The 24825-nt window shown below is 73.8% G+C and carries 15 protein-coding genes; 10 read left to right on the top strand and 5 right to left on the bottom strand.

Annotated features, from left to right (window positions below; genetic code table 11):
* Positions 1 to 241 precede the first annotated feature (241 nt).
* Both ACFXHB_RS11790 and ACFXHB_RS11785 read left to right on the top strand, forming a co-directional pair.
* The gene (locus ACFXHB_RS11790; protein ID WP_380573831.1) at positions 242 to 5254 is read left to right on the top strand and encodes an amino acid adenylation domain-containing protein; all 5013 of its coding nucleotides are present in this window, start codon (positions 242 to 244) and stop codon (positions 5252 to 5254) included.
* Complete coding sequence (locus tag ACFXHB_RS11785) at positions 5251 to 10815, top strand: amino acid adenylation domain-containing protein (RefSeq protein WP_380573830.1); 5565 nt, start codon at positions 5251 to 5253, stop codon at positions 10813 to 10815. Before ACFXHB_RS11790 ends, ACFXHB_RS11785 begins: the two co-directional genes overlap by 4 nt.
* Positions 10816 to 10904: 89 nt before the next feature.
* Here ACFXHB_RS11785 and ACFXHB_RS11780 read toward each other — a convergent pair whose 3' ends face one another.
* Complete coding sequence (locus ACFXHB_RS11780) at positions 10905 to 11561, bottom strand: NADPH-dependent F420 reductase (protein ID WP_380573829.1); 657 nt, start codon at positions 11559 to 11561, stop codon at positions 10905 to 10907.
* A 174-nt stretch (positions 11562 to 11735) separates the two neighbouring features.
* Here ACFXHB_RS11780 and ACFXHB_RS11775 point away from each other — a divergent pair, with 174 nt between their 5' ends.
* Complete coding sequence (locus ACFXHB_RS11775; protein ID WP_380573827.1) at positions 11736 to 13328, top strand: PQQ-binding-like beta-propeller repeat protein; 1593 nt, start codon at positions 11736 to 11738, stop codon at positions 13326 to 13328.
* Between the two features lie 3 nt (positions 13329 to 13331).
* Here ACFXHB_RS11775 and ACFXHB_RS11770 read toward each other — a convergent pair whose 3' ends face one another.
* The 3 genes from ACFXHB_RS11770 to ACFXHB_RS11760 all read right to left on the bottom strand — a co-directional run bounded on the left by ACFXHB_RS11770 (position 13332) and on the right by ACFXHB_RS11760 (position 15403).
* A complete protein-coding gene (locus tag ACFXHB_RS11770; protein ID WP_380573826.1) occupies positions 13332 to 13664 on the bottom strand; it encodes a hypothetical protein in 333 nt (110 codons plus the stop codon).
* Positions 13665 to 13901: 237 nt separating this feature from the next.
* Positions 13902 to 14987, bottom strand: a complete 1086-nt coding sequence (locus tag ACFXHB_RS11765; RefSeq protein WP_380573825.1) for a polyprenyl synthetase family protein — start codon at positions 14985 to 14987, stop codon at positions 13902 to 13904.
* The gene (locus ACFXHB_RS11760; RefSeq protein ID WP_380573823.1) at positions 14984 to 15403 is read right to left on the bottom strand and encodes a hypothetical protein; all 420 of its coding nucleotides are present in this window, start codon (positions 15401 to 15403) and stop codon (positions 14984 to 14986) included. The genes ACFXHB_RS11765 and ACFXHB_RS11760 overlap by 4 nt, the downstream gene beginning before the upstream one ends.
* Positions 15404 to 15809: 406 nt before the next feature.
* Between ACFXHB_RS11760 and ACFXHB_RS11755 the strand changes: the two genes are divergently transcribed.
* On the top strand, positions 15810 to 16214 hold the full coding sequence (locus ACFXHB_RS11755; RefSeq protein WP_380573822.1) for a hypothetical protein: 405 nt from the start codon (positions 15810 to 15812) through the stop codon (positions 16212 to 16214).
* A 97-nt stretch (positions 16215 to 16311) separates the two neighbouring features.
* On the opposite strand, the gene ACFXHB_RS11750 is transcribed toward ACFXHB_RS11755, so the two are convergent.
* Positions 16312 to 17964, bottom strand: coding sequence for a cytochrome bc complex cytochrome b subunit (locus ACFXHB_RS11750; RefSeq protein ID WP_380573820.1), 1653 nt, complete (start codon positions 17962 to 17964; stop codon positions 16312 to 16314).
* A gap of 375 nt (positions 17965 to 18339) precedes the next feature.
* Between ACFXHB_RS11750 and ACFXHB_RS11745 the strand changes: the two genes are divergently transcribed.
* The 6 genes from ACFXHB_RS11745 (at position 18340) to ACFXHB_RS11720 (ending at position 24802) form a co-directional block, all read left to right on the top strand.
* Complete coding sequence (locus tag ACFXHB_RS11745) at positions 18340 to 18741, top strand: hypothetical protein (RefSeq protein WP_380573819.1); 402 nt, start codon at positions 18340 to 18342, stop codon at positions 18739 to 18741.
* Positions 18742 to 19478: 737 nt separating this feature from the next.
* Positions 19479 to 20573 (top strand): sugar ABC transporter substrate-binding protein, encoded by a 1095-nt coding sequence (locus tag ACFXHB_RS11740; RefSeq protein WP_380573818.1) that lies wholly within the window; start codon positions 19479 to 19481, stop codon positions 20571 to 20573.
* A 109-nt stretch (positions 20574 to 20682) separates the two neighbouring features.
* Positions 20683 to 21471: an ATP-binding cassette domain-containing protein gene (locus ACFXHB_RS11735; RefSeq protein WP_380573817.1), complete on the top strand. Its 789-nt coding sequence runs from the start codon at positions 20683 to 20685 to the stop codon at positions 21469 to 21471.
* Positions 21468 to 22730, top strand: coding sequence for a sugar ABC transporter permease (locus tag ACFXHB_RS11730; protein WP_380573816.1), 1263 nt, complete (start codon positions 21468 to 21470; stop codon positions 22728 to 22730). Before ACFXHB_RS11735 ends, ACFXHB_RS11730 begins: the two co-directional genes overlap by 4 nt.
* Positions 22731 to 22911: 181 nt before the next feature.
* Positions 22912 to 23148: a hypothetical protein gene (locus ACFXHB_RS11725; RefSeq protein ID WP_380573815.1), complete on the top strand. Its 237-nt coding sequence runs from the start codon at positions 22912 to 22914 to the stop codon at positions 23146 to 23148.
* 196 nt (positions 23149 to 23344) lie between these two features.
* Positions 23345 to 24802 carry a pyridoxal-phosphate dependent enzyme gene (locus tag ACFXHB_RS11720; protein WP_380573814.1) on the top strand — a complete coding sequence of 486 codons (1458 nt, stop codon included), beginning with the start codon at positions 23345 to 23347 and terminating at the stop codon, positions 24800 to 24802.
* Positions 24803 to 24825: the final 23 nt, after the last annotated feature.

Raw genomic sequence — 24825 nt, 5'->3', positions numbered from 1 at the left:
ATGAAACCTATCGGCCGCGCGCGCCGATGTCACGGGACCTGACGATCCGTGGGAGATCGTCGACGAACCGTCACCTGGTCGTGCCGCTGCGTGGTGATGGGAGGGTGATCTTTCCGGCATATCGAACGAGTGACGGAAATGTGCTGGTCATCCGGAGATCTTTACCCCACCATCTCCGAGGGCACACCGCCCATTTCCAGCCGACCACAAGTCGGCGCAGGGCCATCCCTCAGGAGAGTTGATGAGTTCGACGGGACTTCCTCCACTGGATCCGACGGCATCGCTGGCCGATCTGGTCGACGCACAGGCCGGACGGACACCCGGGGCCACGGCGGTGATCGACGGCGACCGGCGTCTGACCTACCGTGAACTGACCACCGCTGTCGACACGATGGCCGGCCGACTGGCCGCCGCCGGCGTACGCGCCGAAACCCTGGTGGCGGTCTGCCTCCCGCGCACGGCGGACCTCGTGATCGCACTGCTCGCGGTGCTGCGCGCGGGCGGCGCCTACGTACCGCTCGACCCGGCCTACCCGCGGGACCGGTTGGAGCTGGTGATCGGCGACGCGCAGGCACCCGTCGTCCTCACCGACCGCGCGCACGAGCACCTGCTGGACGGCGCCGGCGCCACCCTGCTGTACACCGACGCCGAGGGCCCCCGCGCGCAGCTCGCCCCGGGCGGCGGCGCCGAATCCCTCGCCTACGTCCTCTACACCTCCGGCTCCACCGGCCGCCCCAAGGGCGTGGCGGTCACCCAGCGCGGCGTCAACGCCATGCTCCGCTGGGCCGCCCGCACCTACGGCCCGGCCGACGTGGCCGGCGTGCTCTTCGGCACCTCGGTCTGCTTCGACATCTCGGTCTACGAGCTGTTCTTCCCGCTCGCCGTCGGCGGCGCGGTCGTGGTCGCGCAGAACGTCCTCGCGCTGCCCGAGCTGCCGGCCCGCGACGAGGTGACCCTGGTCAACACCGTGCCGAGCGCCATGGCGGCGCTGCTGCGCGGGGGCGGCCTTCCCGGCGGCAGGGGCCTGCCGGGCGGCGTCCGCGTGGTCAACCTGGCGGGCGAGGCACTGCCGCGCCGGCTGGCCGACCAGGTCTACGCCGAACCGCGGGTCGAGCGGCTGTACAACCTCTACGGCCCGACCGAGGACACCGTCTACTCCACCTGGTCGCTGGTCGGCCGGGAGGGCGACGGCGAGCCCCTGATCGGCCGCCCGCTGCCCGGTACCACCGGCCACGTGCTGGACGAGCGGCGGACCGCCGTGCCGGACGGCGGCATCGGCGAGCTGTACCTCGCCGGCGAGGGGCTCGCCCGCGGCTACCACGGCCGTCCCGACCTCACCGAGGAGCGCTTCCTCACCGTCGACGGCGAGCGCTGCTACCGCACCGGGGACCTGGTGCGGCGGCTGCCGGGCGGCGAGCTGGAGTACCACGGCCGCGTCGACCACCAGGTGAAGGTGCGCGGGTTCCGGGTCGAGCTGGGCGAGATCGAGGCGGTGCTCGCCACCCACCCGGCCGTCGAGGCCGCGGCCGCCGTGGTCCAGCACGACGAGTCCGGCGCCTACCTGGCCGCCTTCGTCCAGCCCGCGGCCGGGGTCGCCGAACCCGACGCGGCCGGCCTGCGCGCCCACTGCGCCGCCGCGCTGCCCGGCTACATGGTGCCGCTGGCCGTCGCCGTGCTGACCCGGCTGCCGCTGACGCCCAACGGCAAGACCGACCGCGGGGCGCTGCCGCCCGTCGCCCGGAGCCGGGACGGCCAGGAGCTGTTCGTCGCGCCCCGCACCCCCGTCGAGACCGGGATCGCCGAACTCTGGCAACAGCTGCTCGGTGTCCCGCGGGTCGGTGTGCACGACGTCTTCCTGGACCTCGGCGGGCACTCGCTGCTCGCCACCGGACTGCTCGCCCGGATCGAGCGCGAGTACGGCACCCGCGTCCCGCTGGCCGAGTTCTTCGCCGCGCCGACCGTCGCCGCGCTCGCCGTCCGGGTCGCCAACGGCGGTGGCGGCCGCCCCTCGGTGGCCCCGCCCGTGCGGGAGCCCGCGCTGCCCGCCCGTCCCACCGGCTTCCAGCGCGAGCTCTGGCTGCACGAGTCCATGCACGTGGGCAGCCCGGTCTACAACGTGCCGCTGCGCATCCGCGCCGTCGGCGCGCTGGACCTCGCCGCGCTCGGCCGGGCGCTGACCGAGGTGGTCCGCCGGCACGAGGTGCTGCGCACCGCGCTCGGCGGCCTGCACGGCGAGGTGACCGCCGAGGTCCGCCCGCCGTACCCCGTCGACCTCCCGCTGCTCGACCTGACCGGGGCCGGCGAGGAGGAGCTGGACGCCGCGCTGCGCGCCGAGGCGGCCCGGCCGCTCGACCTCGCGGCCGGCCTGCTGCTGCGCGCCCTCGCGGTGCGCACCGGAGCGGACCGGCACGAGCTGCTGATCACCGTCCACCACGCGGCGATGGACGGCTGGGCCGCCGGGCTGCTGCTGGCCGAGCTCGGCCGCGCCTACCGGGACGGCGAACTCGCCGAACCGGACCTGCAGTTCTCCGACGTCGCCCGCTGGGAGGAGCGCGCCGACGCGGCCGCCCGGGACGGCGCGCTGCGCTGGGGCGAGCGGCTGCTCGGCCTCGACGCCGACCAGCACCTGCCCGGCGACCGCCCGCGCCCCAACCCGCACGACATCGCCGGCCGGCGGATCGCCCGCCGGCTCGACCCCGAACTGGTCGGCTCCGTCGAGCGCTGGGCCGCCCAGGAGGGCGCCAGCCTCTACATGGCGGTCCTGGCCGCGCTCGGTGGCGTGCTGCACCGCTACACCGGCCGGACCGACCTCGCGGTGCTCAGCCCGTTCGCGGTCCGCCCGGTGCCCGAGCTGGAGCACGTGCTCGGCTCGCTGATCAACACCGTCGCGCTCCGCTTCGACGCGGCCGGCACCGACACCTTCCGCGAACTGGTCGCCCGGGTGCGGCCGGTGGTGCTGGACGCCGCCGAGCACAGCGGCTACCCGTTCCTGGAGCACGCCCGCCGGGTCGGCGGCTCCGCCGGACTGACCGCCTCGCCGATCTCGCAGACCCTGCTGGCGGTCCAGAACCACCCGGTGGCCGGACTCGAACTCCCCGGTCTCAGCCTGCGGTTCGTCGCCGAGGTGTGCAACGGGACGGCCAAGACCGACCTTTCGCTGTTCCTGGAGTTCCCGGCCGACGGCCCGCTGCTCTCCGCCGAGTACCGCACCTCCCGCTACGACGAGCGGTCCGTGCGGGCCGCGCTGGACCACCTGACGGCGCTGCTCGCCGCCGCCGTCGCCGAACCGGACCGCCCGCTGGGCGAGCTGGTGATGCGCTCGGCCGCCGAGCCGGCCCTCCCGGAGCCGGCCGAGGGCGTCGTGGCGCCGGTGCCCGACCTCCGGCTGCACGAGCTGGTCGCCGCCCAGGCCGCCCGCACCCCGGCCGCGGTGGCCGTCTCCGCGTCCGACGGGGTCCTCGACTACGCCGGACTCGACGCCACGGCCGGCCGGGTGGCGCACCTGCTGGCCGAGCACGGGGCCGGCCCCGGCACCCTGGTCGCGGTCGCCGTCCGGCGCGGCCGGCTGCTGCCCGCGGCCCTGCTCGGTGTGCTGCGCGCCGGCGCCGCCTACCTGCCGATCGACCTCGACCAGCCGCTCGCCCGCAACCGGGCGGTGCTCGACGACGCCGGGGTCACCCTGCTGGTCGCCGACCGGGCCACCGCCGGGGACGCCCTGTGCGACGGACGCGCCGTCGTCCTGGTCGACGGACCGCTGACCGCCGCGGCCCCGCAGGCGCCGGCCGTCGACGTCGGTCCGGAGGACCGCGCCTACCTGCTGTACACCTCCGGCTCCACCGGCGCGCCCAAGGGCGTCGCCGTCCCGCACCGGGCGATCGTCAACTTCCTCACCTCGATGGCCCGCGAACCCGGGCTCGCCGAGGGCGACGTGATGGCGGCCGTCACCACCGTCACCTTCGACATCGCCGGCCTGGAACTCTGGCTGCCGCTGGTCACCGGTGCCCGGGTGGAGCTGGCCGACCGTGCCACCGCCACCGACGGCCACGCGCTGGCCGACTGGCTGGAGCGGCGCGCCGTCACCCATCTGCAGGCCACCCCGGCCACCTGGCGGATGCTCCTGGAGGCCGACTGGCCCGGTAGACCCGGGCTGACCGCGCTCTGCGGAGGCGAGGCGCTCACTGCCGATCTCGCCGACGCGCTGCTGAAGCGCACCGACGCGCTCTGGAACCTCTACGGGCCCACGGAGACCACCGTGTGGTCCACCGTCCAGCGGGTCACCCCCGAACTCACCGCCCACCAGGGCGTGGTGGCGCTCGGCGCGCCCATCGCCAACACCAGGCTGCACCTGCTCGACACGGCGGGCCGGCCCGTCCCGGTCAACGGGATCGGTGAGCTCTGCATCGGCGGCGAGGGCGTCGCGCTCGGCTACCACCGCCGCCCCGACCTCAGCGCCGACCGCTTCGTCCCCGAACCCGGCGCCGCCGAGGGCGCGCTGATGTACCGCACCGGGGACCTCGCCTGCCGCCGCGCCGACGGCCGGCTGGAGTACCACGGCCGCACCGACGCCCAGGTGAAGCTGCGCGGGTTCCGGATCGAGCTCGGCGAGATCGAGGCCGCGCTGACCGCCGTCCCCGGCGTCACCGCCGGGGCCGTCCGGCTGGCCGACGGCCCGGCGGGCCCCCTTCTCGCCGGGTACGCCGTCACCGGCGGCGCCATCGGCGAGGACGCCCTGCGGGCGGCGCTCGCCGAGCGGCTGCCCGACTACATGGTGCCCGCCGCGCTCGTCCTGCTCGACAGCCTGCCGCTGACCCCCAGCGGCAAGGTCGACCGGGCCGCGCTGCCGCTTCCCCGGTCGGGCGGTGCCGGTGCCCCGCCCGAGGGCGACTGCGAGGAACTGCTCGCCGACCTCTGGCAGGAGGTCCTCGGCCTGGAGCGGGTCTCCCGGCACGACGACTTCTTCGTGATCGGCGGCCACTCGCTGCTCGCCACCCGGTTGACCGCCCGCGTCCGCGACATCTTCGAGACCGACCTGCCGCTGCGCACCGTCTTCGAGGCCCGCACCGTGGCGGCGATGGCCCGTCGCATCGAGGACCTCCTGCTCGACGAGATCGACGAGATCGACGGGATCGACGGGATCGACGGGGCCGAGGGGCTCGACGGTCTGGACGGGGCCGAGGGGATCGGCGGGACGGACGACCTGGGCGGCCCGGGCGACCGGGACGCCGCCGGCGCACTGACGGGGGAGACGGCATGACCGACCAGCACACCACCGCCGACCGGCCGGGACAGGACGCCGGACGCCAGGAACTGCTCCGCCGCAGGCTCGCCAAGGCCAAGGCCGTCAAGGCGGCCAAGGACGCCGGCACCGCCGCACCGACCCGGCCGGGCATCGAGCCCCGCCCCGAGGGCACCCCGGCACCGCTCTCCTCGGCCCAGCGCCGGATGTGGTTCCTCGCCCAGTACGAACCGGACAGCGCGGCCTACCACATCCCGCTCGCCCTCCACCTCGACGGCGAACCCGACACCGAGGCCCTGCGCGCGGCGCTCACCGACCTGCTCGACCGGCACGAGGTGCTGCGCACCGTCTACCCGACCGTCGACGGGGAGGTCCGGCCGCGGCCGCTGGCCGCCGCCCGCCTCGCGCTCGCCACCGCCGACGTCCCCGCCGACCTGGTCGACGACCACCTGGCGCGGGACGCCCGCCGCCCGTTCGACCTCGCCGTCGACCTGCCGGTGCGCGCCACCCTGCTGCGCACCGCCGAGGGCGCCGTGCTGAGCCTGGTGCTGCACCACATAGCCGCCGACGGCTGGTCGATCGGCGTGCTGTTCACCGACCTCGCCGCCGCCTACGCGGCCCGCCGGGAGGGCCGGGCCCCGGCCTTCGAGCCGCTGCCCGTCCAGTACGCCGACGTGGCGCACTGGCAGCAGACCGCGCTGGCCGAGGAACTGACCCGCCAGCAGGCCTGGTGGCAGGAACGCCTGCGCGGCGCCACCGCCACCGTCACGGTGCCCACCGACCGGCCCCGCCCGGCGGTGGCCGGCACCCGGGGCGGGCGGCTCACCACCGACCTCGGCGCCGAGCGCACCCGCCGGATCCGGGCGCTCGCCGAGCAGACCGGGACCACCGTCTACATGGTCCTGCTGGCCGCGCTGCAGACCGTGCTGTCCCGCTACACCGGGGCGGAGGACGTCGTCGTCGGCACGCCCGTCGCCGGGCGCACCCGCAGTGAGACCGAGCCCCTGGTCGGCTGCTTCGTCAACACCCTGGCGATGCGCACCGACCTCTCCGGCGACCCGACCGTCCGGCAACTGCTGGAGCGGGTCCGGGAGGGCACCCTCGGCGCCTTCGGGCACCAGGACCTGCCGTTCGAGCGGCTGATCGACGCCCTCGGCCTGGAGCGCGAACTCGCGCACACCCCGCTCTTCCAGGTCATGCTGAACGTCCACAACCAGGCCGAGGCCACCCTCGACCTGCCCGGCCTGCGGGCCGACTGGCGGCCGGTCGGCACCGACACCGCGAAGTTCGACCTCGCGGTGGCCGTCGTCGACCACGGCGGAGACCTCGCCGCCGACCTGACCTGGCGCACCGAGCTGTACGACGAGCCGACCGTACGGCGGGTCTTCGGCCACCTCACCACCGTGCTCGACGCGATGGCCGCCGCCCCCGACCGCCCGCTCGCCGAGCTGCCGCTGCTCACCCCCTCCGAGCAGCTTCGGCTCGCCGACTGGGACGACACCGAGCGTGACTGGGACCTCGGGACCACCCTGCACGGCCTGGTCGAGGAACAGGCCCGGCGCACCCCCGACGCGCCGGCCGTCCGCGGCGCCGACGGCCTCCTGGACTACGCCGAACTCGACAACCGTGCCAACGCCCTGGCCCACCGGCTGCGCGCGCTCGGCGTCGGCCCGGACCGCCCGGTCGGGCTGCTGGTCGAGCGCTCGGCCGCCCTGGTCGTCGGCATGCTCGGCATCCTCAAGGCCGGCGGCGCCTACCTGCCGCTCGACCCGGTCTACCCGGACGAGCGGATCCGCGGGCTGCTGACGGCCGCCGGGGCCGCCGCCGTGGTCACCACCGACGACCTGGCCGGCCGGGTCGCCGGCGCCCCGGTCGTCGTCCCGGAGCCGCTGACCACCCCGGTCGCGCCGTGCCAGGCGCCCGTGGTCGAGGTCGGCCCGGGCGACCTCTGCTACCTCGTCTTCACCTCCGGCTCCACCGGCGCGCCCAAGGGCGTCGCCGTCGAGCACCGCAACTTCCGCAACTACCTGCACGGGCTGCGCGAGCGGATCGGCGGCGACCAGCGGGGCTGGAACTGGGCGCTGGTCTCCACCTTCGCCGCCGACCTCGGCACCACCAACGTGTTCGGCGCGCTCACCGGGGGCGGCTGCCTGCATCTGCTCACCCGTGACCAGGCCACCGATCCGGACGCCTTCGCCGCCTACGCGGCCGAGCACCGGATCGACGCGATGAAGCTCGTCCCCAGCCACCTGGAGGGTCTCGCGGCGCACGGCGCCGGGCTCGGCGGCATCCTCCCCGGCCGGCTGCTGATCTGCGCCGGCGAGGCCCTGCGGCCCGACCTGGTGGCCCGGATCCGGGCGGCCCGGCCCGACCTGCTGCTGCACAACCACTACGGCCCGACCGAGACCACGGTGTCGATGCTCGGCGCCGCCGTCCCGGCCGACCTCGGGGACGCCGCCACCGCGTCGCTCGGCCTGCCCTTCGGCAACGTGGGCGCGCACGTCCTCGACGCCCGGCAGCGCCCGGTGCCGGTCGGTGTCCCCGGCGAACTGTACGTCTCCGGCGCCGGGGTGGCCCGCGGCTACCTCGGCCGGGACGACCTCACCGCCGAGCGGTTCGGCCCGGTGAACGGTCGCCGGAGCTACCGCACCGGCGACCTGGTCCGCCGCCGAGAGGACGGCGCCGTCGAGTTCCTCGGCCGGATCGACCAGCAGGTGAAGATCCGCGGCTTCCGGGTCGAGATCGGCGAGGTGGAGGCCGAGCTCACGAGCCGTCCGCGAGTGCGTGAGGCGGTCGTGGTCGCGCGCGGCGAGGGCGCCGCCCGCACCCTGGTCGGCTACCTGGTGCCCACCGACCCGGCCGAGGCTCCCGACCCGGCCGAGCTGCGCGCCGCGCTGCGCACCCGACTGCCCGACTACATGGTGCCGGCCGCCCTGGTGGTGCTGGACGCCCTGCCGCTGAACGCCAACGGCAAGGTCGACCGGGCCGCCCTGCCCGAGCCGGTCGCCGTCCAACCGGTCCCGGGCGGGGGCGCGTTGTCCTCCGCGACGGAGCACGAGGTGGCTGCCGCCTACCGGTCGGTCCTGGAGGTCGGGGAACTCGGCGCGGCGGACGACTTCTTCGCGCTCGGCGGCGACTCCTTCTCCGCCGTGCACGCCGTCCGGCTGATCGGCCGAGGCCTCTCGGTGATCGACCTGTTCCAGCACCCCACCGTCGGCGAACTCGCCGCACTGCTCGACGCCAAGGCGGCCGGCACCGGGGAGGAGGGGCCGCGCACCCTGCTGCACCGGCTCACCCGCGGTGCGGCGCCCGCCGAGGTGAACGTGGTCTGCGTCCCGTACGGCGGCGGCAGCCCGATCACCTTCCAGCCGCTCGCCGACGCGCTGCCGGCCGGCCACCGCCTCTACGCGGTCGAGCTGCCCGGGCACGACCCGAGCCGGATCGACGACGACCTCGTCGCCCTCGAAGCCCTGGCCGACCGGTTGACCGAGCAGATCACCGAGCGGATCGACGGGCCGGTGGTGCTCTACGGCCACTGCCTCGGCGGCGCGCTCGCCACCGCGCTCGGCTCCCGGCTGGAGGCGGCCGGGGTCGACCTGCGCGGCCTCGCCCTCGGCGGGACGTTCCCGGCGGCCCGGCTGCCCGGCCGGTTCGCCGAGTGGATGGCCCGGCGGCTGCCCGGCGACCGGATGCTCTCCAACCGCTCCTACCTCGACTACCTGCGCGCAATGGGCGGCTTCACCGACGTCTACGACCAGGACGAACAGGACTTCCTGGTCCGGGCGCTGCGCCACGACGTCCGGCAGGCCGAGGACTTCTACACCGGCGCGTACGGGGACGCCCGGCCGGAGCGGCTCACGGCCCCGATCCTCTGCGTGGTCGGCGAGAAGGACCGCGCCACCCAGCTGTACCAGGAGCGGTACGCCGAGTGGGAGCACTTCGGTGACACCGTCGACCTGGCCGTGATCCCGCGTGCCGGGCACTACTTCCTCAAGCACCAGGCCGACGAACTCGCCCGGGTGATCGCCGAGTTCTCGGCCACCGGCGCGGTGGCCGAGCAGGTCGCGGCCAAGCGGCCGGCGGCCCGGGCCGAGCTGGGCACCTTCGCCAAGGTGGCGATCGGCCAGTTCGTCTCGATGATCGGCACCAGCCTGTCCACCTTCGCCCTCGGGGTCTGGGTCTACCAGCGCACCGGCTCGGCCTTCGACTTCGCGATGATCTCGGTGGTCGCGGTCCTGCCCGCCGTCCTGCTGCTGCCGATCGCGGGCGCGCTGGCCGACCGGATCGACCGCCGCAAGATCATGATCGTCACGGACACGGTGGCCGCGGCAGCCATGCTCTCGCTCGGCGTCCTGCTCTGGGCCGGCCGTCTGGAGGTCTGGCACATCTATCTGGTGGCCTGCGTCGGGGCGGTCTGCTCGGCCTTCCAACGCCCGGCCTATCTGGCCGCGATCACCCAGCTGGTGCCCAAGCGCTACCTCGGGCAGGCCAACGGCCTCGCCCAGCTCGGCACCGGCGCCGGGGACATGATGGCCGTCCTGGCCGGCGGTGTGCTGGTCTCCTTGATCGGCCTGCACGGCGTGGTGCTCTTCGACATGGTGACCTTCCTGACCGGGGTCACCTGCCTGCTGCTGGTCCGCTTCCCGGACGCGCTGTTCGACCGGCAGGAGGAGCCGCTGCTGCGCGAGGTGGTCACCGGCTGGCGCTACATCGTGCGGCGGCACAGCCTGGTCGCGATGGTGGTCTTCTTCGTGGTGTTCAACTACCTGTTCGCGGTGGCGACGGTGCTGGTCACCCCGATGGTGCTGGCGGGCGGCTCGGCCGTGCAGCTGGGCGTGATCACCGCCGTCGGCGGTGTCGGCGCGCTGACCGGGGCACTGGTGATGGCCCTGTGGGGCGGCACCCGGCGGCGCGCGGTCGGCATGATCGGCTTCACCTCGGTGGTCGGTGTGGCCGCGATCGTGACCGGTTGCCGCCCGCAGGCGGCACTCACCGCCTGCGGACTCTTCGGTCTCTGGGCGGCCCTGATGATCCTCAACTCGCACTGGATGGCGCTGATCCAGACCAAGGTCGGGATGGAGCTGCAGGGCCGGGTGCTGGCCACCAACCAGATGCTCGCGATGTCGATGATGCCGCTCGGCTTCCTCACCGCCGGGCCGCTCTCCGACCACGTCTTCGAGCCGCTGATGCGGCCGGGCGGGGCGCTCGCCGACTCGGTCGGCCTGGTGCTCGGGACCGGTCCGGGCCGCGGCGCGGGCCTGCTGCTGGTCCTGGTCGGCCTCGTCCTGGCGGTCTGGGGCCTGCTGGGCCTCGCCTACCGGCCGCTGCGCCTGATCGAGGACCTGCTGCCGGACGCCCTGCCGGACGCCGAGATCGGTGACAAGGACGCCATCCAGGCCGAGGCTGACCGCCTGCTGGCGCTCACCGAGGCGGCCCGGGCGGGCGGCGCGGCCGGCCCGGGTGGTGCGGCCGGGGTGCCCGGGGCGCGGATGCCGCGGCCGCACCGGGGCACCCCGGAGCCGGTCGAGGACGAGCCCGAGAGCCGCGTCCCGGCCGGAGCCGGGCCGGGCTCCCGCTAGGGCTGCCCCGGTGCCCCGCCCCCGCCGCTGCCGGCGGGGGCGGGGCACCGCCGTCGGGGAGCCCCCGAACGGCCGCTCCGCGCGGACGGCTACTCCGCGCGCCGGATGGCGTAGTTGAACTCGGCCGTGCCGAACGAGCGCATCAGGCGGAGCCAGAACGGCATCATCATCTCCATCGCCCGGGCGCCGGAGATGTCCCCGAGGTCGATGACGGACTCCGCCGGCCAGCCGAACTCGCCCAGCAGCGCGACCGCTTCGGCCTTCGCGCCGTCGTCGTCGCCGGCGATGAAGAGGTTGTGCGCCCCCGGCAGCCGGGCCGGGTCCACCATCAGCGGCGCGGTCAGCGTGTTGAGCGCCTTCACCACCCGGGCCTGCGGGAACTCCCGCTGGATCCGCTCGCCCACGCTGTCGGTGTTCACCGGGTCGAGCGTCACCTCGCCCTCGGGGGAGAACACCAGGGGGTTGGAGATGTCCACCAGCAGCTTCCCGGCCAGCCGCTCGGCGCCGGCCGCCCGCAGTGCCTCCAGGGCGACCGTCCCGCCGGTGGCGTTCAGCACCACCTGGCCGAAGTCGGCCGCGTCGGCGAACGTGCCGTGGTGCCCGTGCTCGCCGGCCTGCCGGGCCCAGGCGACGGCCTTCTCGTTGTCCCTGCTCCGCGAGCCCAGCGTCACCTCGTGGCCGAGTGCCACCAGCTTGTCCGCCAGGGTCTGCCCGACCGTACCCGTGCCGATGATTCCGAATCGCACCGCGCCTCGCCCTCTGCCGTCGCGCGCCCCGTGGCGCGTGCCGCGACGACGATAGATCAACTTGCTCCGACTGTCCGGCGAATTGCCGCGTCCGGAGGCCGGCCGGCCGGTCGCGTCCGCCGACTGGACCACGTCCGCTGGTGGCCGCGCGGTCACCCCCGAAGCATGGGCGCCATGAACCGAACCAACAGACCGTACGCCCGGACGGCGGCCCTGCTCGCCGGCATCGCCCTGCTCGCCCCCGCCGGAACGGCCCGCGCGGACGTCACGACCGTCTCCGTCACCACCGAGCGCACCGCCTGGGACCAGGACGAACCGGGACTCTCCCCGGCGGAGGTCGGGATGTCCGACTTCGGCGTCCGCTTCGCCACCCCGCTCGACGGCCAGGTGTTCGCCCAGCCGCTGGTCATCGGTCCGACCGTGGTCGTCGCCACCGAGACCAACCACGTCTACGGTGTCGACGCCAGGACCGGGCGGATCAGCTGGCAGCGCGCGATGGGTCCGGCCTGGGCCTCCGCCGCGATCGGCTGCTCGGACCCGGGCCCCAACGTCGGCACCACCTCCACCCCCGTCTACGACCCCGCCACCGGCACCGTCTACCTGACCAGCAAGGTCGACGACGGCCCGGACGACCGCCACCCGCACTACTACGTGCACGCCGTGGACGCCCAGACCGGCGCCGAGCGCAGCGGCTGGCCGGTGACCGTCCAGGGGGACCCGGTGAACGCCCCCGGCAAGCCGTTCAACGCCTACCGCTCGCTCCAGCGGCCCGGGTTGCTGCTGCTCGACGGGCACATCTACCTCGGCTTCGGCTCGCTCTGCGGCATCGGCGACTACATCGGCACCCTGGCCGGTCTCGACACCCGCACCCGCGAGCTGACCCTCTGGTCGACGGTCGCCGGCTCCGACACCCAGCGGGCCTCCATCTGGATGGCCGGCAGCGGGCTGGTCTCGGACGGCCCCGGCCGGATCATCCTCACCACCGCCAACGGCCAGGGCGCCGGCGCCTCGCCCGCCCAGGGGCCCGGCTCCAGGCCGCCCGGCGGCCTCGGTGAGTCGGTGATCCGCTTCGCCGTCAACGGCGACGGCACCTTCACCCCGAAGGACTTCTTCAGCCCCGCCAACAACGCGACCCTCGACAAGCGGGACACCGACCTCGGCTCCGGCGGCCCGGTCGCCCTCCCCGCGGACCGCTTCGGCACCCCCGCCCACCCCCGCCTGCTGGTCCAGGTCGGCAAGGACGGCCGGATCTTCCTGCTCGACCGGGACAACCTCGGCGGCATGGGCCAGGGGCCCGGCGGCAGCGACAAGGCCGTCGGCGTCACCGGCCCCTACGGCGGCGTCTGGGGCCACCCGGCGGTCTGGGGCGGCGACGGCGGCTACGTCTACACCGTCGAGAACTACGGAAAGCTGCGCGCCCTCAAGTACTCCGTCTCCGCGGCCGGCACCCCGCAGCTGACCAGTGCCGGCACCAGCGCCGAGGACTTCCTCAAGATGTCCGGCTCACCCGTCGTCACCTCCGACGGCGCCCGGTCCGGCTCCGCGCTGGTCTGGGTGATCTGGTCCGGCACCGGCTCGTACGGCGAGGGGGGCGAGCTGCGCGCCTACGACCCCGTCCCGGTCGCCGGCACCTTGAAACTGCGCCGCTCCTTCCCGCTCGGGACGGTCAGCAAGTTCTCGGTGCCGGCCACCGACAAGGGCCGGATCTACATCGGGACGAAGGATCACCGCCTGGTCGCCCTCGGCCGGCCGTCGGCCTTCGCCTGACGCTCAGGTGCCCGGGTTGATGGAGAAGATCGCGGCCACCACCGACAGCAGCGCCGCCATCGGCGCCAGCGCCGCCCAGACCCGGGCCGGCCGGATCAGGTACGCCACCGGCCACTGGACCACGATCAGCACCACGGTGGCCAGCAACAGATGGTCCGAGAGCACGAGTTGGGCCCGGGTGGCCGGGCAGGAGCCGGGCCCGGCGCACGGGTCGGTGGCCATCTCGGCGAGCCCTCGCAGCGGCAGGACGAAGAGCAGGCAGAACCCCGTCACCAGGGTGGAGGCCAGCGGAGCGCGACGCCAGTTCGCGCGGGGCCCGGAGGCGGTCTCGGTCATGCCCCGATCCTGGCCGCCCGTCCGCCGCCCCGACAGCGGACGGGTACTCAGTTCCGGTGGGTGGATGTACTCAGCCGCGCCGTGCTCCCGGGGGAGTACGGCGCGGACGCGGTGTCGTCCCCGGTGACGCGGATCCCCGCGCGGCCGGTTCCCCGGCCGGGACCGGTCCCGCGGATCCCAGGGAGGCGAAGGGAACGGCGGGGCAACGGGTGTGGCCGTCGCGGGGGCGGGGTCGGGTCAGCGGCCGCGGGCCACCGTGAAGTCGGGCAGGGCCAGCAGGAACTCCCGCGCCTCGGCGGCCTCCGCGGACGGCTCGACGAGATCCGGCGCCGCCGCCAGCACCGCCGTGATCTCCCGCTCGGCGGCGTCCACCAGCCCGGCCGCCGCCTGCCGGGCACTCTCCACGCAGTCGTACGCCGTCATCCGGTCGAGCAGCCAGCGCACCTCCTGCGCCGCGTCGGGCCCGCGCTGCGCCCGGGTGCGGCTGAGGTACGCCACGACGCGGGTGCGTTCGGCCGGGGTGCAGCGTTCCAGCAGGTGGATCAGCAGCAGGGTGCGCTTGCCCTCCCAGAGGTCCCCGGCGATCTCCTTGCCGTACTCCGCCTCGGTGCCGACGATGTTGAGCACGTCGTCCTGGATCTGGAACGCCGCCCCCAGGTACCAGCCGAACCGGTCCAGTCGGGCGGCGTCCGTGCTCGCGCCCTCGGCCACCAGCAGGCCGCTGCGGCACGGGTAGAGGAAGGTGTACCAGGACGTCTTCTTGAGGCACATCCGGTAGTAGTCGGCGGGGACCAGGTCGCAGCTGTTGTCGCGGATCCAGGCGATCTCCAGGGCCTGCCCCTCCAACGACTGGCGGCACATCAGCTCGGTCTCCTCGAACAGCCGCCAGGCCAGTTCGCCGCCCAGCTCACGCCGGTTGGCCATGAGCCGCCGGAGGCCGAGCAGGTTGGTCGCGTTCCCGACGTTCAGCGCGACCTCGACACCGTGCGCGGCGGAGAGCGTCGGCGCGCCGCGGCGCAGCTCGCTGCCGTCCTGGATGTCGTCGTGGATCAGGAAGCCGTTGTGGAACAGCTCGACCGTGACGGCCGGGTTCAGCGCCCGCTCGGGGTCACCGCCGAACGCGGCGCAGGTGGCCAGGCAGAGCGCGGCCCGCAGTCCCTTGCACGGCCGGGCCGGGTAGTCGGCCGCCAGCTCGTACAGGTACGGCGGGCTCTGTTCGGGGATGTGGCGCAGCAGTTCCGCGACCGTGCGCTCGCGGTGCCGGGTCAGGAGCCGCTCGACCAGGGGGGTGGGGTCGGCGCGTGGCGGGGCGGCGGCCGTCACCCGTGCCGACCTTCGGCCTCGCCGGGGTGCTCGGCCGGGCTCTGCCGGGTGCCGAAGGTGGTCTCCATCGACCGGTTGGCGAACGCCGGCGCCAGGGAGCTGAGGTTGAGCAGCAGGTCGAGGACGTCGTGCGCGTTGGTGGCGAGCCGCTGGGTCTGCTCGGCCGCGTCGCCGGTGGTGTTGCCCAGCAGTCGGGTGCTGACGGCGTCGATCAGCTGATGGGTGTTCTCCGACACCCGGCGCACCAGTTGGTCGAACTCCTCCTGGTCGACGCGGTGTTCGCCGGTCAGCCGGTCGCCGGCCGCCTTGGCGTCCGCCAGCCCGAGCGACAGCTCGCGCTCCAGCACCGCGGCCGCCTCCATGACCGCCTGCGAGCCCTGCTCGCCCAACTCGCTGAACCGACCGGCGTCGGGCATGGCTGACCTCCTGGTGCGCACCCCGGGTGGGCCGGGGCAGGTCGGGCCGGCGGCTGGGCAGAGCGCCGCCGTGATCGCTGATGGTACACGTTCATGTGCGGAGCGTGCCGACCGCGTCCGGGGCGTGCGCGACTCGACTCGCACGCCCCGGGTCGCGCCTCTCCTCGCGGGGGCGCCGTGCCGATCGGTAGGGCGCGGGCCGCCGGCCGGGCGCCCCGCCGTCCGGTCGGGACCGGCGAGTCGTCCCGCGGGCCACCGTTGGTCACTGATAGTAGTTGCGTGGTTGCGGTGCGATCGATCGCCGGGTCTCGTCCCGGTGGAGCGGTCGGCCGGCCGAATCGACAGGTGCGCGCCGCTGCCGCCGTGCTGCTCGCCGCGGTGCCCGGGTGCTGGACAAGGAGCGGTCATGGGTGGCAGACAGCGCCCGCCGAGAGTGCGGAGCCCTCGGCCGGGCAAGGGTGCCGGGCCGGCGCGGCCACGGGTGGACGCCCGGGTGGAGATCGCCCGGTTGGAGGGCTATCTGGCCTGGGAGGCCGAGGTGGCGGCGGCCGAGCGGGACGCGCAGGCCTTCGCGGGCCGGTTCCCCTGGCTGTCGCCCGGCGAACGGGAGGACCTCGAACGGGCCTACGCGGCGGACCGGTTGCGCTATGCCGAGGATGTCGTCGACCGGGCGGTGGAGCGGTGCCGCCAGTTGGCGGCCCGTTACCGCAGCGAGTGCCGGCGGATCTGCGCGCGGTGGGCGGCCCTCTGCGTCTCGGTGGCGCTCGCCGCCGCCCTGCTCGCGGCGGTGCCGGCCGCGCTGCGGGCCTGATCCGGCCGTGCCGGGCGCGCTCCCGGAGCGGGCGCGCGGAACGGGCCCGCCACGCGCTGGACGGCGTGGCGGGCCCGTTCGTCCGGGGTGCCGGAGGTCAGTGGTGGCCGTGGCCGCTGGTGATCTCCTGGTGCTCCTCGGCGGTCGGCTTGGCGATCTGGCTGCCCCGGCCGTAGAAGCCGCGCGAGAACTTCGCCCGGGTGCGGGTGAGCAGGCCGGCCCGGCGGGCCACCCCGTTCTCGTCCACCTCGGCCGGCAGTTCCATCGGCTGCGGCTGCTCGTGCGAGGTGAGCGTGTACAGCCGGCCCTGCGGGAGCGGGGCGTGCACCTCGATGAACTCGCCGTGCTGCAGCCGCTTGATGACGCCGGTCTCGCGGCCGTGCAGCACCTTCTCCTTGTCGCGCCGCTGGAGGCCCAGGCACCACCGCTTGGTGATCACGAAGACCACCACCGGGACGACGAAGAAGCCGATCCGCACCGCGTTCGTGATGGCGTTGATCGACAGGTGGAAGTGGGTGGCGATCAGGTCGTTGCCGCCGCCGATCAGCAGGATCACGTAGAGGCTGATCCAGGCGGCGCCGAAGCCCGTCCGCACGGGCGCGTTGCGCGGGCGGTCCGCGATGTGGTGCTCGCGCCTGTCGCCGGTGACCCAGGCCTCCAGGAACGGGTAGGACCAGATGGCGACCAGGACCATGGGGAAGATCATCAGCGGTACGAAGACACCCATGTTGAGGGTGTGGCCCCAGAGGCCGATCTCCCAGCCGGGCATGATCCGGATCAGGCCCTCGGAGAAGCCCATGTACCAGTCCGGCTGGGCGTCGGTGGAGACCTGGTCGGGCCGGTACGGGCCGTACGCCCAGATCGGGTTGACGGTGGCGATCGCCGCCATCGCGCTGATGATGCCGAACACCAGGAAGAAGAAGCCGCCCGCCTTGGCCATGTAGACCGGCATCAGCGGCATGCCGACGACGTTCTCCTCCTTGCGGCCGGGGCCGGAGAACTGGGTGTGCTTGTGGTAGAAGACCAGGATCAGGTGGGCCACCAGCAGGCCCAGCATGATCCCCGGGATCAGCAGGATGTGCACGGTGAACAGCCGGGGCACGATCACGAAGCCCGGGAACTGGCCGCCGAAGATGAAGAACTGCAGGTACGTGCCGACCAGCGGGACGGCCAGTACCGCGCCCTCCATGAACCGGATGCCGGTGCCGGAGAGCAGGTCGTCGGGCAGCGAGTAGCCCATGAAGCCGTCGAACATGCCGAGGAACAGCAGCAACGCGCCGAAGATCCAGTTGATCTCGCGCGGCTTGCGGAACGCGCCGGTGAAGAAGACGCGCATCATGTGCACCAGCATCGCGGCGACGAACACGATCGCCGCCCAGTGGTGGATCTGCCGGATCAGCAGGCCGCCCCGGATGTCGAAGCTGATGTCCACCGTCGAGGCGTACGCCTCGGACATCAGGACGCCCCGGAGCGGGATGTACGAGCCCTCGTAGGTCACCTCCGACATCGACGGCTGGAAGAAGAAGGTCAGCCAGACGCCGGTCAGGATGATGATGACGAAGGTGTACAGGCAGATCTCACCCAGCATGAAGGACCAGTGGTCCGGGAAGATCTTGCGCAGGTTGGACTTGGACAGGGCGTAGATGCCCAGCCGGCCGTCGGCCCAGTCGGCGAGGGCCTCGGCCTTGTTCGCGGGTGCCGAGCGTGTGCTGGTGACCGGTCCCGGACGCGACTGCTGGTCGGCTCTCACGACGGGCTCCCCGGCGTCCGCTGCGTACCGTCCGGGGAGCCCGCCTGCGGAGCTGCCGGCCGGCGGAGTGATGTGATCATGGGACCTCTCGATACGGGGCCGCCGGGGTCACCGGCGCGCGGATCCGCCGACCCGCTGGCCCCGTTGCTCAAAGTGATGGAGCGCTTACTCTGTCATGCTGTCGGCAGGGGGCCGACTGTGCACGTCCATCGGCCCGGACGGCCGCTCGTGTCGGCCCGTCCGGGGGTGACCGGGCCGCCGACCGGCCCTCGGCGGGCCGGGAATGGTGCGCTCGGGTGCTGTTGCCGGGGCGGTGAACCGTTTCGGCGCGCGCCGTACGCGGGGAGGGCGCGGTCCCCGGCCTACGCTGCGCCAATGGTGGATCACCGGGAACTCTTCGAGGACGTGACAGCGGCCCTGGCCCGTGCCGGGTTCGACACCGGGCGGGGCCCCTCGGGCCTGCGGATCGGCCACCGGCCCCAGGGGGTGGTGGTCGGCTGGTCGCCGGGCGCGGACCAGGACGCCGGCCGGGGCGCGGAGCCCGGCCCGGCCGGGGGCGCGGAACGGGGGGAGGGCGCCGGGTCCCCGCCGGCCGGGGGCATTCGTTCGGCGATGACCGGAGCGGTCGCCGTGGTGCTCCGGGAGTCCGGCTACCGGGTGGCCGAGGCCGGGGCCGGCGAGCTGCTGGTGACGGCCGGGCCCGGGGCGGGGGAGGCGGCGGCGCGGCCGGACGGTCAGCCGGGGGCGGCCGCCGTTCCCGAGCAGTGGTGGGGCTGAGGGCTTCCCGCCGCCGCGTCGCGGACCTCGCCCGTCGCGGACCTCGCCCGTCGCGTACCTGCTCGGCCGCGTACCTGCTCACTGCGGACCACCTCGCCGCAGACTCGCTCGCCACGTACTCGCTCGCCACGGACCTCGCCGTCGCGGACCTCGCCGTCCGGGCGGCGAGGTCCGCGTGCTGACCGCCGTGCGTCGCCGCCCGCCCGCCCGCGGTCGGCCCAAGGGGGTATCGGACCCGGCCGACGGCGGGCCGGTGACAGCGTCCCCTGCGCCCTCGCGCGCGCCCTTGCGCGCCGTCGACCGCCCGTTCGGCGCCGGGCCTGGGCGGTTCCGGGCCCGGGTGTCGCTCCCGGCTGCCGCCGACTGAGCGTCAGATCCGCAGCCTTTCCCTCCTGTTGATCTAACTCTTGAACACACAGGGCACTTTGCTCTGTTCTTGTCAAGAGTGCAATGGTCAAGGGGTGGACGAGTGGCCGGCCGGGTTCTCCGGGGACTTCTGAGGTTCACACCAGGTGGAAGCCGTCATGGCGTAGTCATTTGTCCGTTCTGTCATGTCCTGCCAGATTGGTACTCGGAGGTTCCTCCAAGTGTCAATGACGAGTTGGCGTTCACGAAGATAACGAACAGATCTGATTCGTGAGGGCTTGGATTTACTTATTGACGTCATATGCCGAAGCCGGATTAACTCCTCCCACCCCGCCGCAGCGCTGCGGCACCGTCACGGAGGCACTCCCCACATGAACGCAACTGTGCGTCGCGTCGTCATCGGCACCGCCGCGGTCTCGATGGCCCTTTCGCTGGCCGCCTGCGGCAAGGCCGGCAGTGACAAGAAGGACAGCGCGAGCTCCGGGGACAGCAAGTCCATCGGCCTGCTGCTCCCGGAGAACGCCTCCTCCACCCGCTACGAGTCCTTCGACCGGCCGTTCATCGAGGCCAAGGTCACCGCGCTCTGCCCGGACTGCAAGGTGCAGTACAGCAACGCCGAGGGCAGCGCCGCCAAGCAGAAGCAGCAGTTCGACACCCTGATCGCCCAGGGCGTGAAGGTGATCGTCCTGGACGCCTTCGACGCCAAGTCCACCCAGTCCTGGGTGACGGAGGCGGCGGGCAAGGGCGTCAAGGTCATCGCCTACGACCGGCTCGCCACCGGCCCGGTCTCGGCCTACGTCTCCTTCGACAACGAGAAGGTCGGCGAGCTGCAGGGCCAGGCGCTGCTGGACGCGCTCGGCGCCAAGGCCGCCGACGCCAACATCGTCATGATCAACGGCGACGAGGCCGACCCGAACGCGGCCAAGTTCAAGTCCGGTGCGCACAAGGTGCTCGACGGCAAGGTCAAGAAGGTGGTCTACGAGCAGTCCGGCGAGTGGAAGCCCACCGTCGCCGGCCAGAAGACCGGTGCCGCCATCACCCAGCTGGGCAAGGACGGCTTCCAGGCCGTCTACTCCGCCAACGACGGCATGGCGGGCGCCATCATCACCCAGCTGAAGGCCGCGGGCGTCTCCGTGCCGGTCGGCGGCCAGGACGCCGGTCTCGACGCCGTGCAGCGGATCGTCGCCGGTGACCAGGCGTACACCATCTACAAGGCCTACAAGCCGCTCGCCGACAGCGCCGCCGAGCTCGCCGTGAACCTCCTGCAGGGCAAGGACCTCAAGGCCGCGGCGCCGACCACCGTGGACAGCGACACCGACAAGGGCATCCCGGCCAAGCTGCTGGAGCCCAAGGTCGTCACCAAGACCAACATCAACGACACCGTCATCGCCGACGGCCTCTACAAGGCCGCCGACATCTGCACCGCGGACTTCGCGGCCGCCTGCGCCGCCGCCGGCGTCAAGTAGCGCGCCCGCCGGGCACCACGGCCACGGCGCTCCCCGACCCACCCGGGGAGCGCCGGCCCTCCTGCCCGCGCCGGAACCCCACCCCACCCCACGCACTACCCCGCAGGAGATGGTTCACGTGACAGGCGCACCCGTACTGGCGCTGCGCGCGGTCTCCAAGCGCTTCGGCGCTGTCCAGGCGCTCACCGATGTCGACCTCGACGTCCATGCCGGCGAAGTCGTCGCGCTGGTCGGCGACAACGGCGCCGGCAAGTCCACCCTGGTGAAGACGATCGCAGGAGTTCACCCGATCGACGAGGGTGAAATCACCTGGGAGGGGCGCGCGGTGCGCATCACCCGCCCCCAGGACGCCCAGGCACTCGGCGTCGCCACCGTCTACCAGGACCTCGCGCTCTGCGACAACCTCGACGTCGTCGCCAACCTCTTCCTCGGCCGCGAGCTGCGCCGCTTCGGCACCCTGGACGAGGTCGCCATGGAACGGCGCGCCAAGGAACTGCTGGACACCCTCTCGATCCGGATACCCAGCGTGCGGATCCCGATCGCCGCCCTCTCCGGGGGCCAGCGCCAGGTCGTGGCGATCGCCCGCGCCCTGGTCGGCGACCCGAAGGTCGTGATCCTCGACGAGCCGACCGCCGCCCTCGGCGTCGAGCAGACCGCCCAGGTCCTCGACCTGGTCGAGCGGCTGCGCCAGCGCGGCCTCGGCGTGATCCTGATCAGCCACAACATGGCGGACGTCCGGGCGGTGGCCGACACCGTGGCCGTCCTGCGCCTGGGCCGCAACAACGGGGTCTTCCCGGTCGCCGGCACCTCGTCCGAGGAGATCATCTCCGCCATCACCGGCGCCACCGACAACGCCGTCACCCGGCGCCAGGCACGTATCGCGGAGGAAGCGAAGTGAGCACCAGCCAGACCACCCCCACCAACGCCCCGGCACCGGCGGTGGACCCGCGCCTGCTGGTCCGCCAGGGCGGCGTCGCCGGCTACCTGGAGGAGTTCCGCCGCAAGATCAAGAGCGGCGACCTCGGCTCGCTGCCCGTCGTCATCGGCCTGGTCCTCATCGCCGTCATCTTCCAGAGCGTCACCGGCCACTTCCTCCAGGCCGACAACCTCACCAACATCACCAAGTGGATCGCCGGACCGGGCCTGATCGCGGTCGGCGTGGTCTTCGTCCTGCTGCTCGGGGAGATCGACCTCTCGCTCGGCTCCATCGCGGGCGTCTGCTCGGCCATCACCGCCGTCCTGGCCGTGCGTCAGGGGCTCGACGAGTGGCTGGCGATCCTGCTCGCCATAGGCGCCGCCGTGGCCATGGGCGCGCTGCACGGCTTCTTCTTCGCCAGGATCGGTGTGCCGGCCTTCGTCGTCACGCTCGCCGGCATGCTCGCCTGGAGCGGCCTGCAGGACTACGTCCTCGGCAAGCTCGGCACCGTCAACAACATCAACGACGGGGTCGTCGCCAACCTGGACACCTACTTCCTCGGTGACGGCGACATCGTCTTCGCCTGGCTGGCCGCCGTCCTCGCGATCGCCCTGTTCCTCGGCGGCCAGTTGCTGGACGCCCGCCGCCGCACCGCCGCCGGCCTGCCCGCCCGCACCATCGGCGAGATCGCGCTGCGCACCGGCGCCCTCGCGGTGCTCGCCCTGGCCGGTGCCTACACCCTCAACCAGGACAGCGGCCTGCCGCTGCCGCTGGTGATCCTGCTGGGCGTCGTCGTGCTGACCGACTTCGTGCTGCGCCGCACCTCCTACGGCCGGCAGATCTTCGCGGTCGGCGGCGGCATCGAGGCCGCCCGCCGGGCGGGCATCAACGTCGCCTGGGTCCGGATCTCGGTCTTCATGATCTCGGCCGGCCTGGCCGGTCTCGGCGGTCTGTTCATCGCCTCCCAGCAGGGCTCGGCGGACAAGACGCTGGGCGGCGGCAACGTGCTGATGAGCGCCATCGCGGCCGCCGTCATCGGCGGCACCAGCCTCTTCGGCGGACGCGGCAAGACCTGGTCGGCCCTGCTCGGCATCCTGGTCATCCAGTCCATCACCACGGGGCTGGACATGGTGCACGCCGCCCAGGCGATCCAGTACATGATCACCGGCGCCGTGCTGCTGGCCGCCGTCGTCCTGGACTCGGTCTCCCGCCGCACCCAGAAGTCCTCGGGCCGCGGCTGACCGCCCCGGCCCCGGAACCGGCCCGGTACCCACCCCCACGGGTACCGGGCCTTCGGCGTGTCCGGAGACGTGCGCGGGACGTTCGTCCCTCCCGTCCGGGGCGGGCCGCCGCGCACCCTGGAGGGGAAGCGCCGGCCCGTGGAGGCCGGCGTCACGCATCGAGCGAGGGAACACGGCTTCCATGTCCGACGAGCTGATCGCGCACCGGATGGTGGACGCCTTCTTCACCCACTGCCACCGCTGTGACGACCCGCGCGACCCCGACTGCCACCCGCGCGCGCACTGGCGGCTCTACCTCGACCTCGACCTGGAGACCGTCCGCCGGATCCGGCACTGGGCGCTGGACCCCGAGAACCCCACCGGTACCGACGCCGAGCGCGCCGTCCTGCTGCACTGGCTGGACGCCCAGGAGGCGTGACCCGGACCCTCGGGGCCCAGCGGGTCCCTCTTGCGGCGGGCGAGCGTCCGGTGAAAGCCTTTCCTCCCAGCGGCCGGGACGGCCGCGGCGTCGGCCACGTCGTGGGCCACGACCGGGGCGTCGGCCTCGGCCGCGGCGCTCGTGGCGGTCGCCAGGGCAACGGTCGCGCGCGGCGGGACACCGGACAAGGAGTCGCATGACGGTCCACGAATCGGTGGTCGACGCGATCGGCGGCACACCGCTGTTCCGGCTGGCCCGGCTCGGTGCCGGCCTCGCCGCCCCCGTCTACGCCAAGGCGGAGTTCCTGAACATCGGCGGGAGCGTGAAGGACCGCGCCGCGCTGTCGATGGTGCTGGCGGCCGAGCGGGACGGCCTGCTGCGGCCCGGCGGGACGATCATCGAGGCGACCTCCGGGAACACCGGGATCGGCCTCACCATCGTCGGGCGCCGGCGCGGCTACCGGGTGATCGCCTGCGTGTCCGACCGGTCCGCCGCGGAGAAGTCGGACATCCTGCGGGCCTACGGCGCGGAGGTGGTGCTCGCCCCGACCGCCGTGCCCGCCGAGGACCCGGACCACCTGTTCAACGTGGTGCGCCGGCTGGCCGAGGAGATCCCCGGTGCCTGGCTGGCCGACCAGTACGACAATCCCGCCAACCCCGACGCGCATGTGCGGACCACCGGGCCCGAAATCTGGGAGCAGACCGGGGGCCGGGTGACCCACTTCGTGGCGGGGGTCGGGACCGGCGGCACGATCAGCGGCACCGGCGCCTACCTCAAGAAGGTCTCCGGCGGCGGCGTCACGGTGATCGGCGCGGACCCGGAGTCCTCCAGCTACGCCGGGGGCGACGGCAGCCCGTACTTCGTCGAGAGCATCGGCCACTTCCTCCACCCGGGCACGGCCGAGGACCGCTGGCCGAAGTCCTACCACCGCGAGGTCGTCGACGGGTTCGAGCGGATCCCGGACCGGGAGTCGCTGCTGACCGCCCGGCGCCTGGCCCGGGAGGAGGGACTGCTGGCCGGCCCGTCCTCGGGCACGGCGGTGGCGGCCGCGCTCCGGGTGGCGCGTCGGCTCGGGCCGGAGGACCTCGTGGTGGTGTTGCTGCCGGACTCCGGCCGGTCCTACCTCTCCAAGCTGTACAGCGACGACTGGCTGCGCCGGTGGGGGTTCCTGGAGGAGCCGCGCGGCGCCGACGACACCGAGCCCACCGTCCGGGCCGTGCTCGACGCGGCGGGCGGGTGGTCCGGCGCGGGTGCGCCTGGTGCGGGTGGGTCGGGTGCGGGTGAGTCCGGCGCCGGGGGGCCGGTCACGGTGGCCTCGGACGCCTCGCTGGCCGAGGCCCTGGCGGTGCTGCGCACGGCGCCCGGCGGCATCGCGCCGGTCGTGCTGGCCCGCGCGGTCCGGCCGTACGGCATCAGCGCCACGGAGGTGCTCGGCTCCCTCTCCGCGGCCGCCGTCCAGCGTGCGCTCGCCGAGGGCCGGGCCGCGCCGGACGGCCCGGTCACCTCGGTGCTGGGTCCCGCGCTGGCGACGGTCGGCGTCGGTCAGCCGCTCTCGGAGGCCCGGGAGGCGTTCGGGCCCGGCCAGGACGCCGCACTCGTGCTGGCCGACGGCCGGGCCGTCGCCCTGGTGCACCGGAGCGCACTCGGGTCCTGAGTCGGACCGCCGGGCCGCCGAAC

It is taken from the genome of Kitasatospora sp. NPDC059327 (assembly GCF_042752535.1).
Taxonomy (GTDB): domain Bacteria; phylum Actinomycetota; class Actinomycetes; order Streptomycetales; family Streptomycetaceae; genus Kitasatospora.
This window is presented reverse-complemented; position numbering and strand designations above follow the sequence as displayed.

Excerpts from the sequence above, each read along its gene's own strand:
- ACFXHB_RS11790 (WP_380573831.1), top strand. The coding sequence starts at position 242 with ATGAGTTCGACGGGACTTCCTCCACTGGATCCGACGGCATCGCTGGCC.
- ACFXHB_RS11785 (WP_380573830.1), top strand. The coding sequence starts at position 5,251 with ATGACCGACCAGCACACCACCGCCGACCGGCCGGGACAGGACGCCGGA.
- ACFXHB_RS11775 (WP_380573827.1), top strand. The coding sequence starts at position 11,736 with ATGAACCGAACCAACAGACCGTACGCCCGGACGGCGGCCCTGCTCGCC.
- ACFXHB_RS11770 (WP_380573826.1), bottom strand. The coding sequence starts at position 13,664 with ATGACCGAGACCGCCTCCGGGCCCCGCGCGAACTGGCGTCGCGCTCCG.
- ACFXHB_RS11760 (WP_380573823.1), bottom strand. The coding sequence starts at position 15,403 with ATGCCCGACGCCGGTCGGTTCAGCGAGTTGGGCGAGCAGGGCTCGCAG.
- ACFXHB_RS11755 (WP_380573822.1), top strand. The coding sequence starts at position 15,810 with ATGGGTGGCAGACAGCGCCCGCCGAGAGTGCGGAGCCCTCGGCCGGGC.
- ACFXHB_RS11745 (WP_380573819.1), top strand. The coding sequence starts at position 18,340 with ATGGTGGATCACCGGGAACTCTTCGAGGACGTGACAGCGGCCCTGGCC.
- ACFXHB_RS11740 (WP_380573818.1), top strand. The coding sequence starts at position 19,479 with ATGAACGCAACTGTGCGTCGCGTCGTCATCGGCACCGCCGCGGTCTCG.
- ACFXHB_RS11735 (WP_380573817.1), top strand. The coding sequence starts at position 20,683 with ATGGTTCACGTGACAGGCGCACCCGTACTGGCGCTGCGCGCGGTCTCC.
- ACFXHB_RS11725 (WP_380573815.1), top strand. The coding sequence starts at position 22,912 with ATGTCCGACGAGCTGATCGCGCACCGGATGGTGGACGCCTTCTTCACC.
- ACFXHB_RS11720 (WP_380573814.1), top strand. The coding sequence starts at position 23,345 with ATGACGGTCCACGAATCGGTGGTCGACGCGATCGGCGGCACACCGCTG.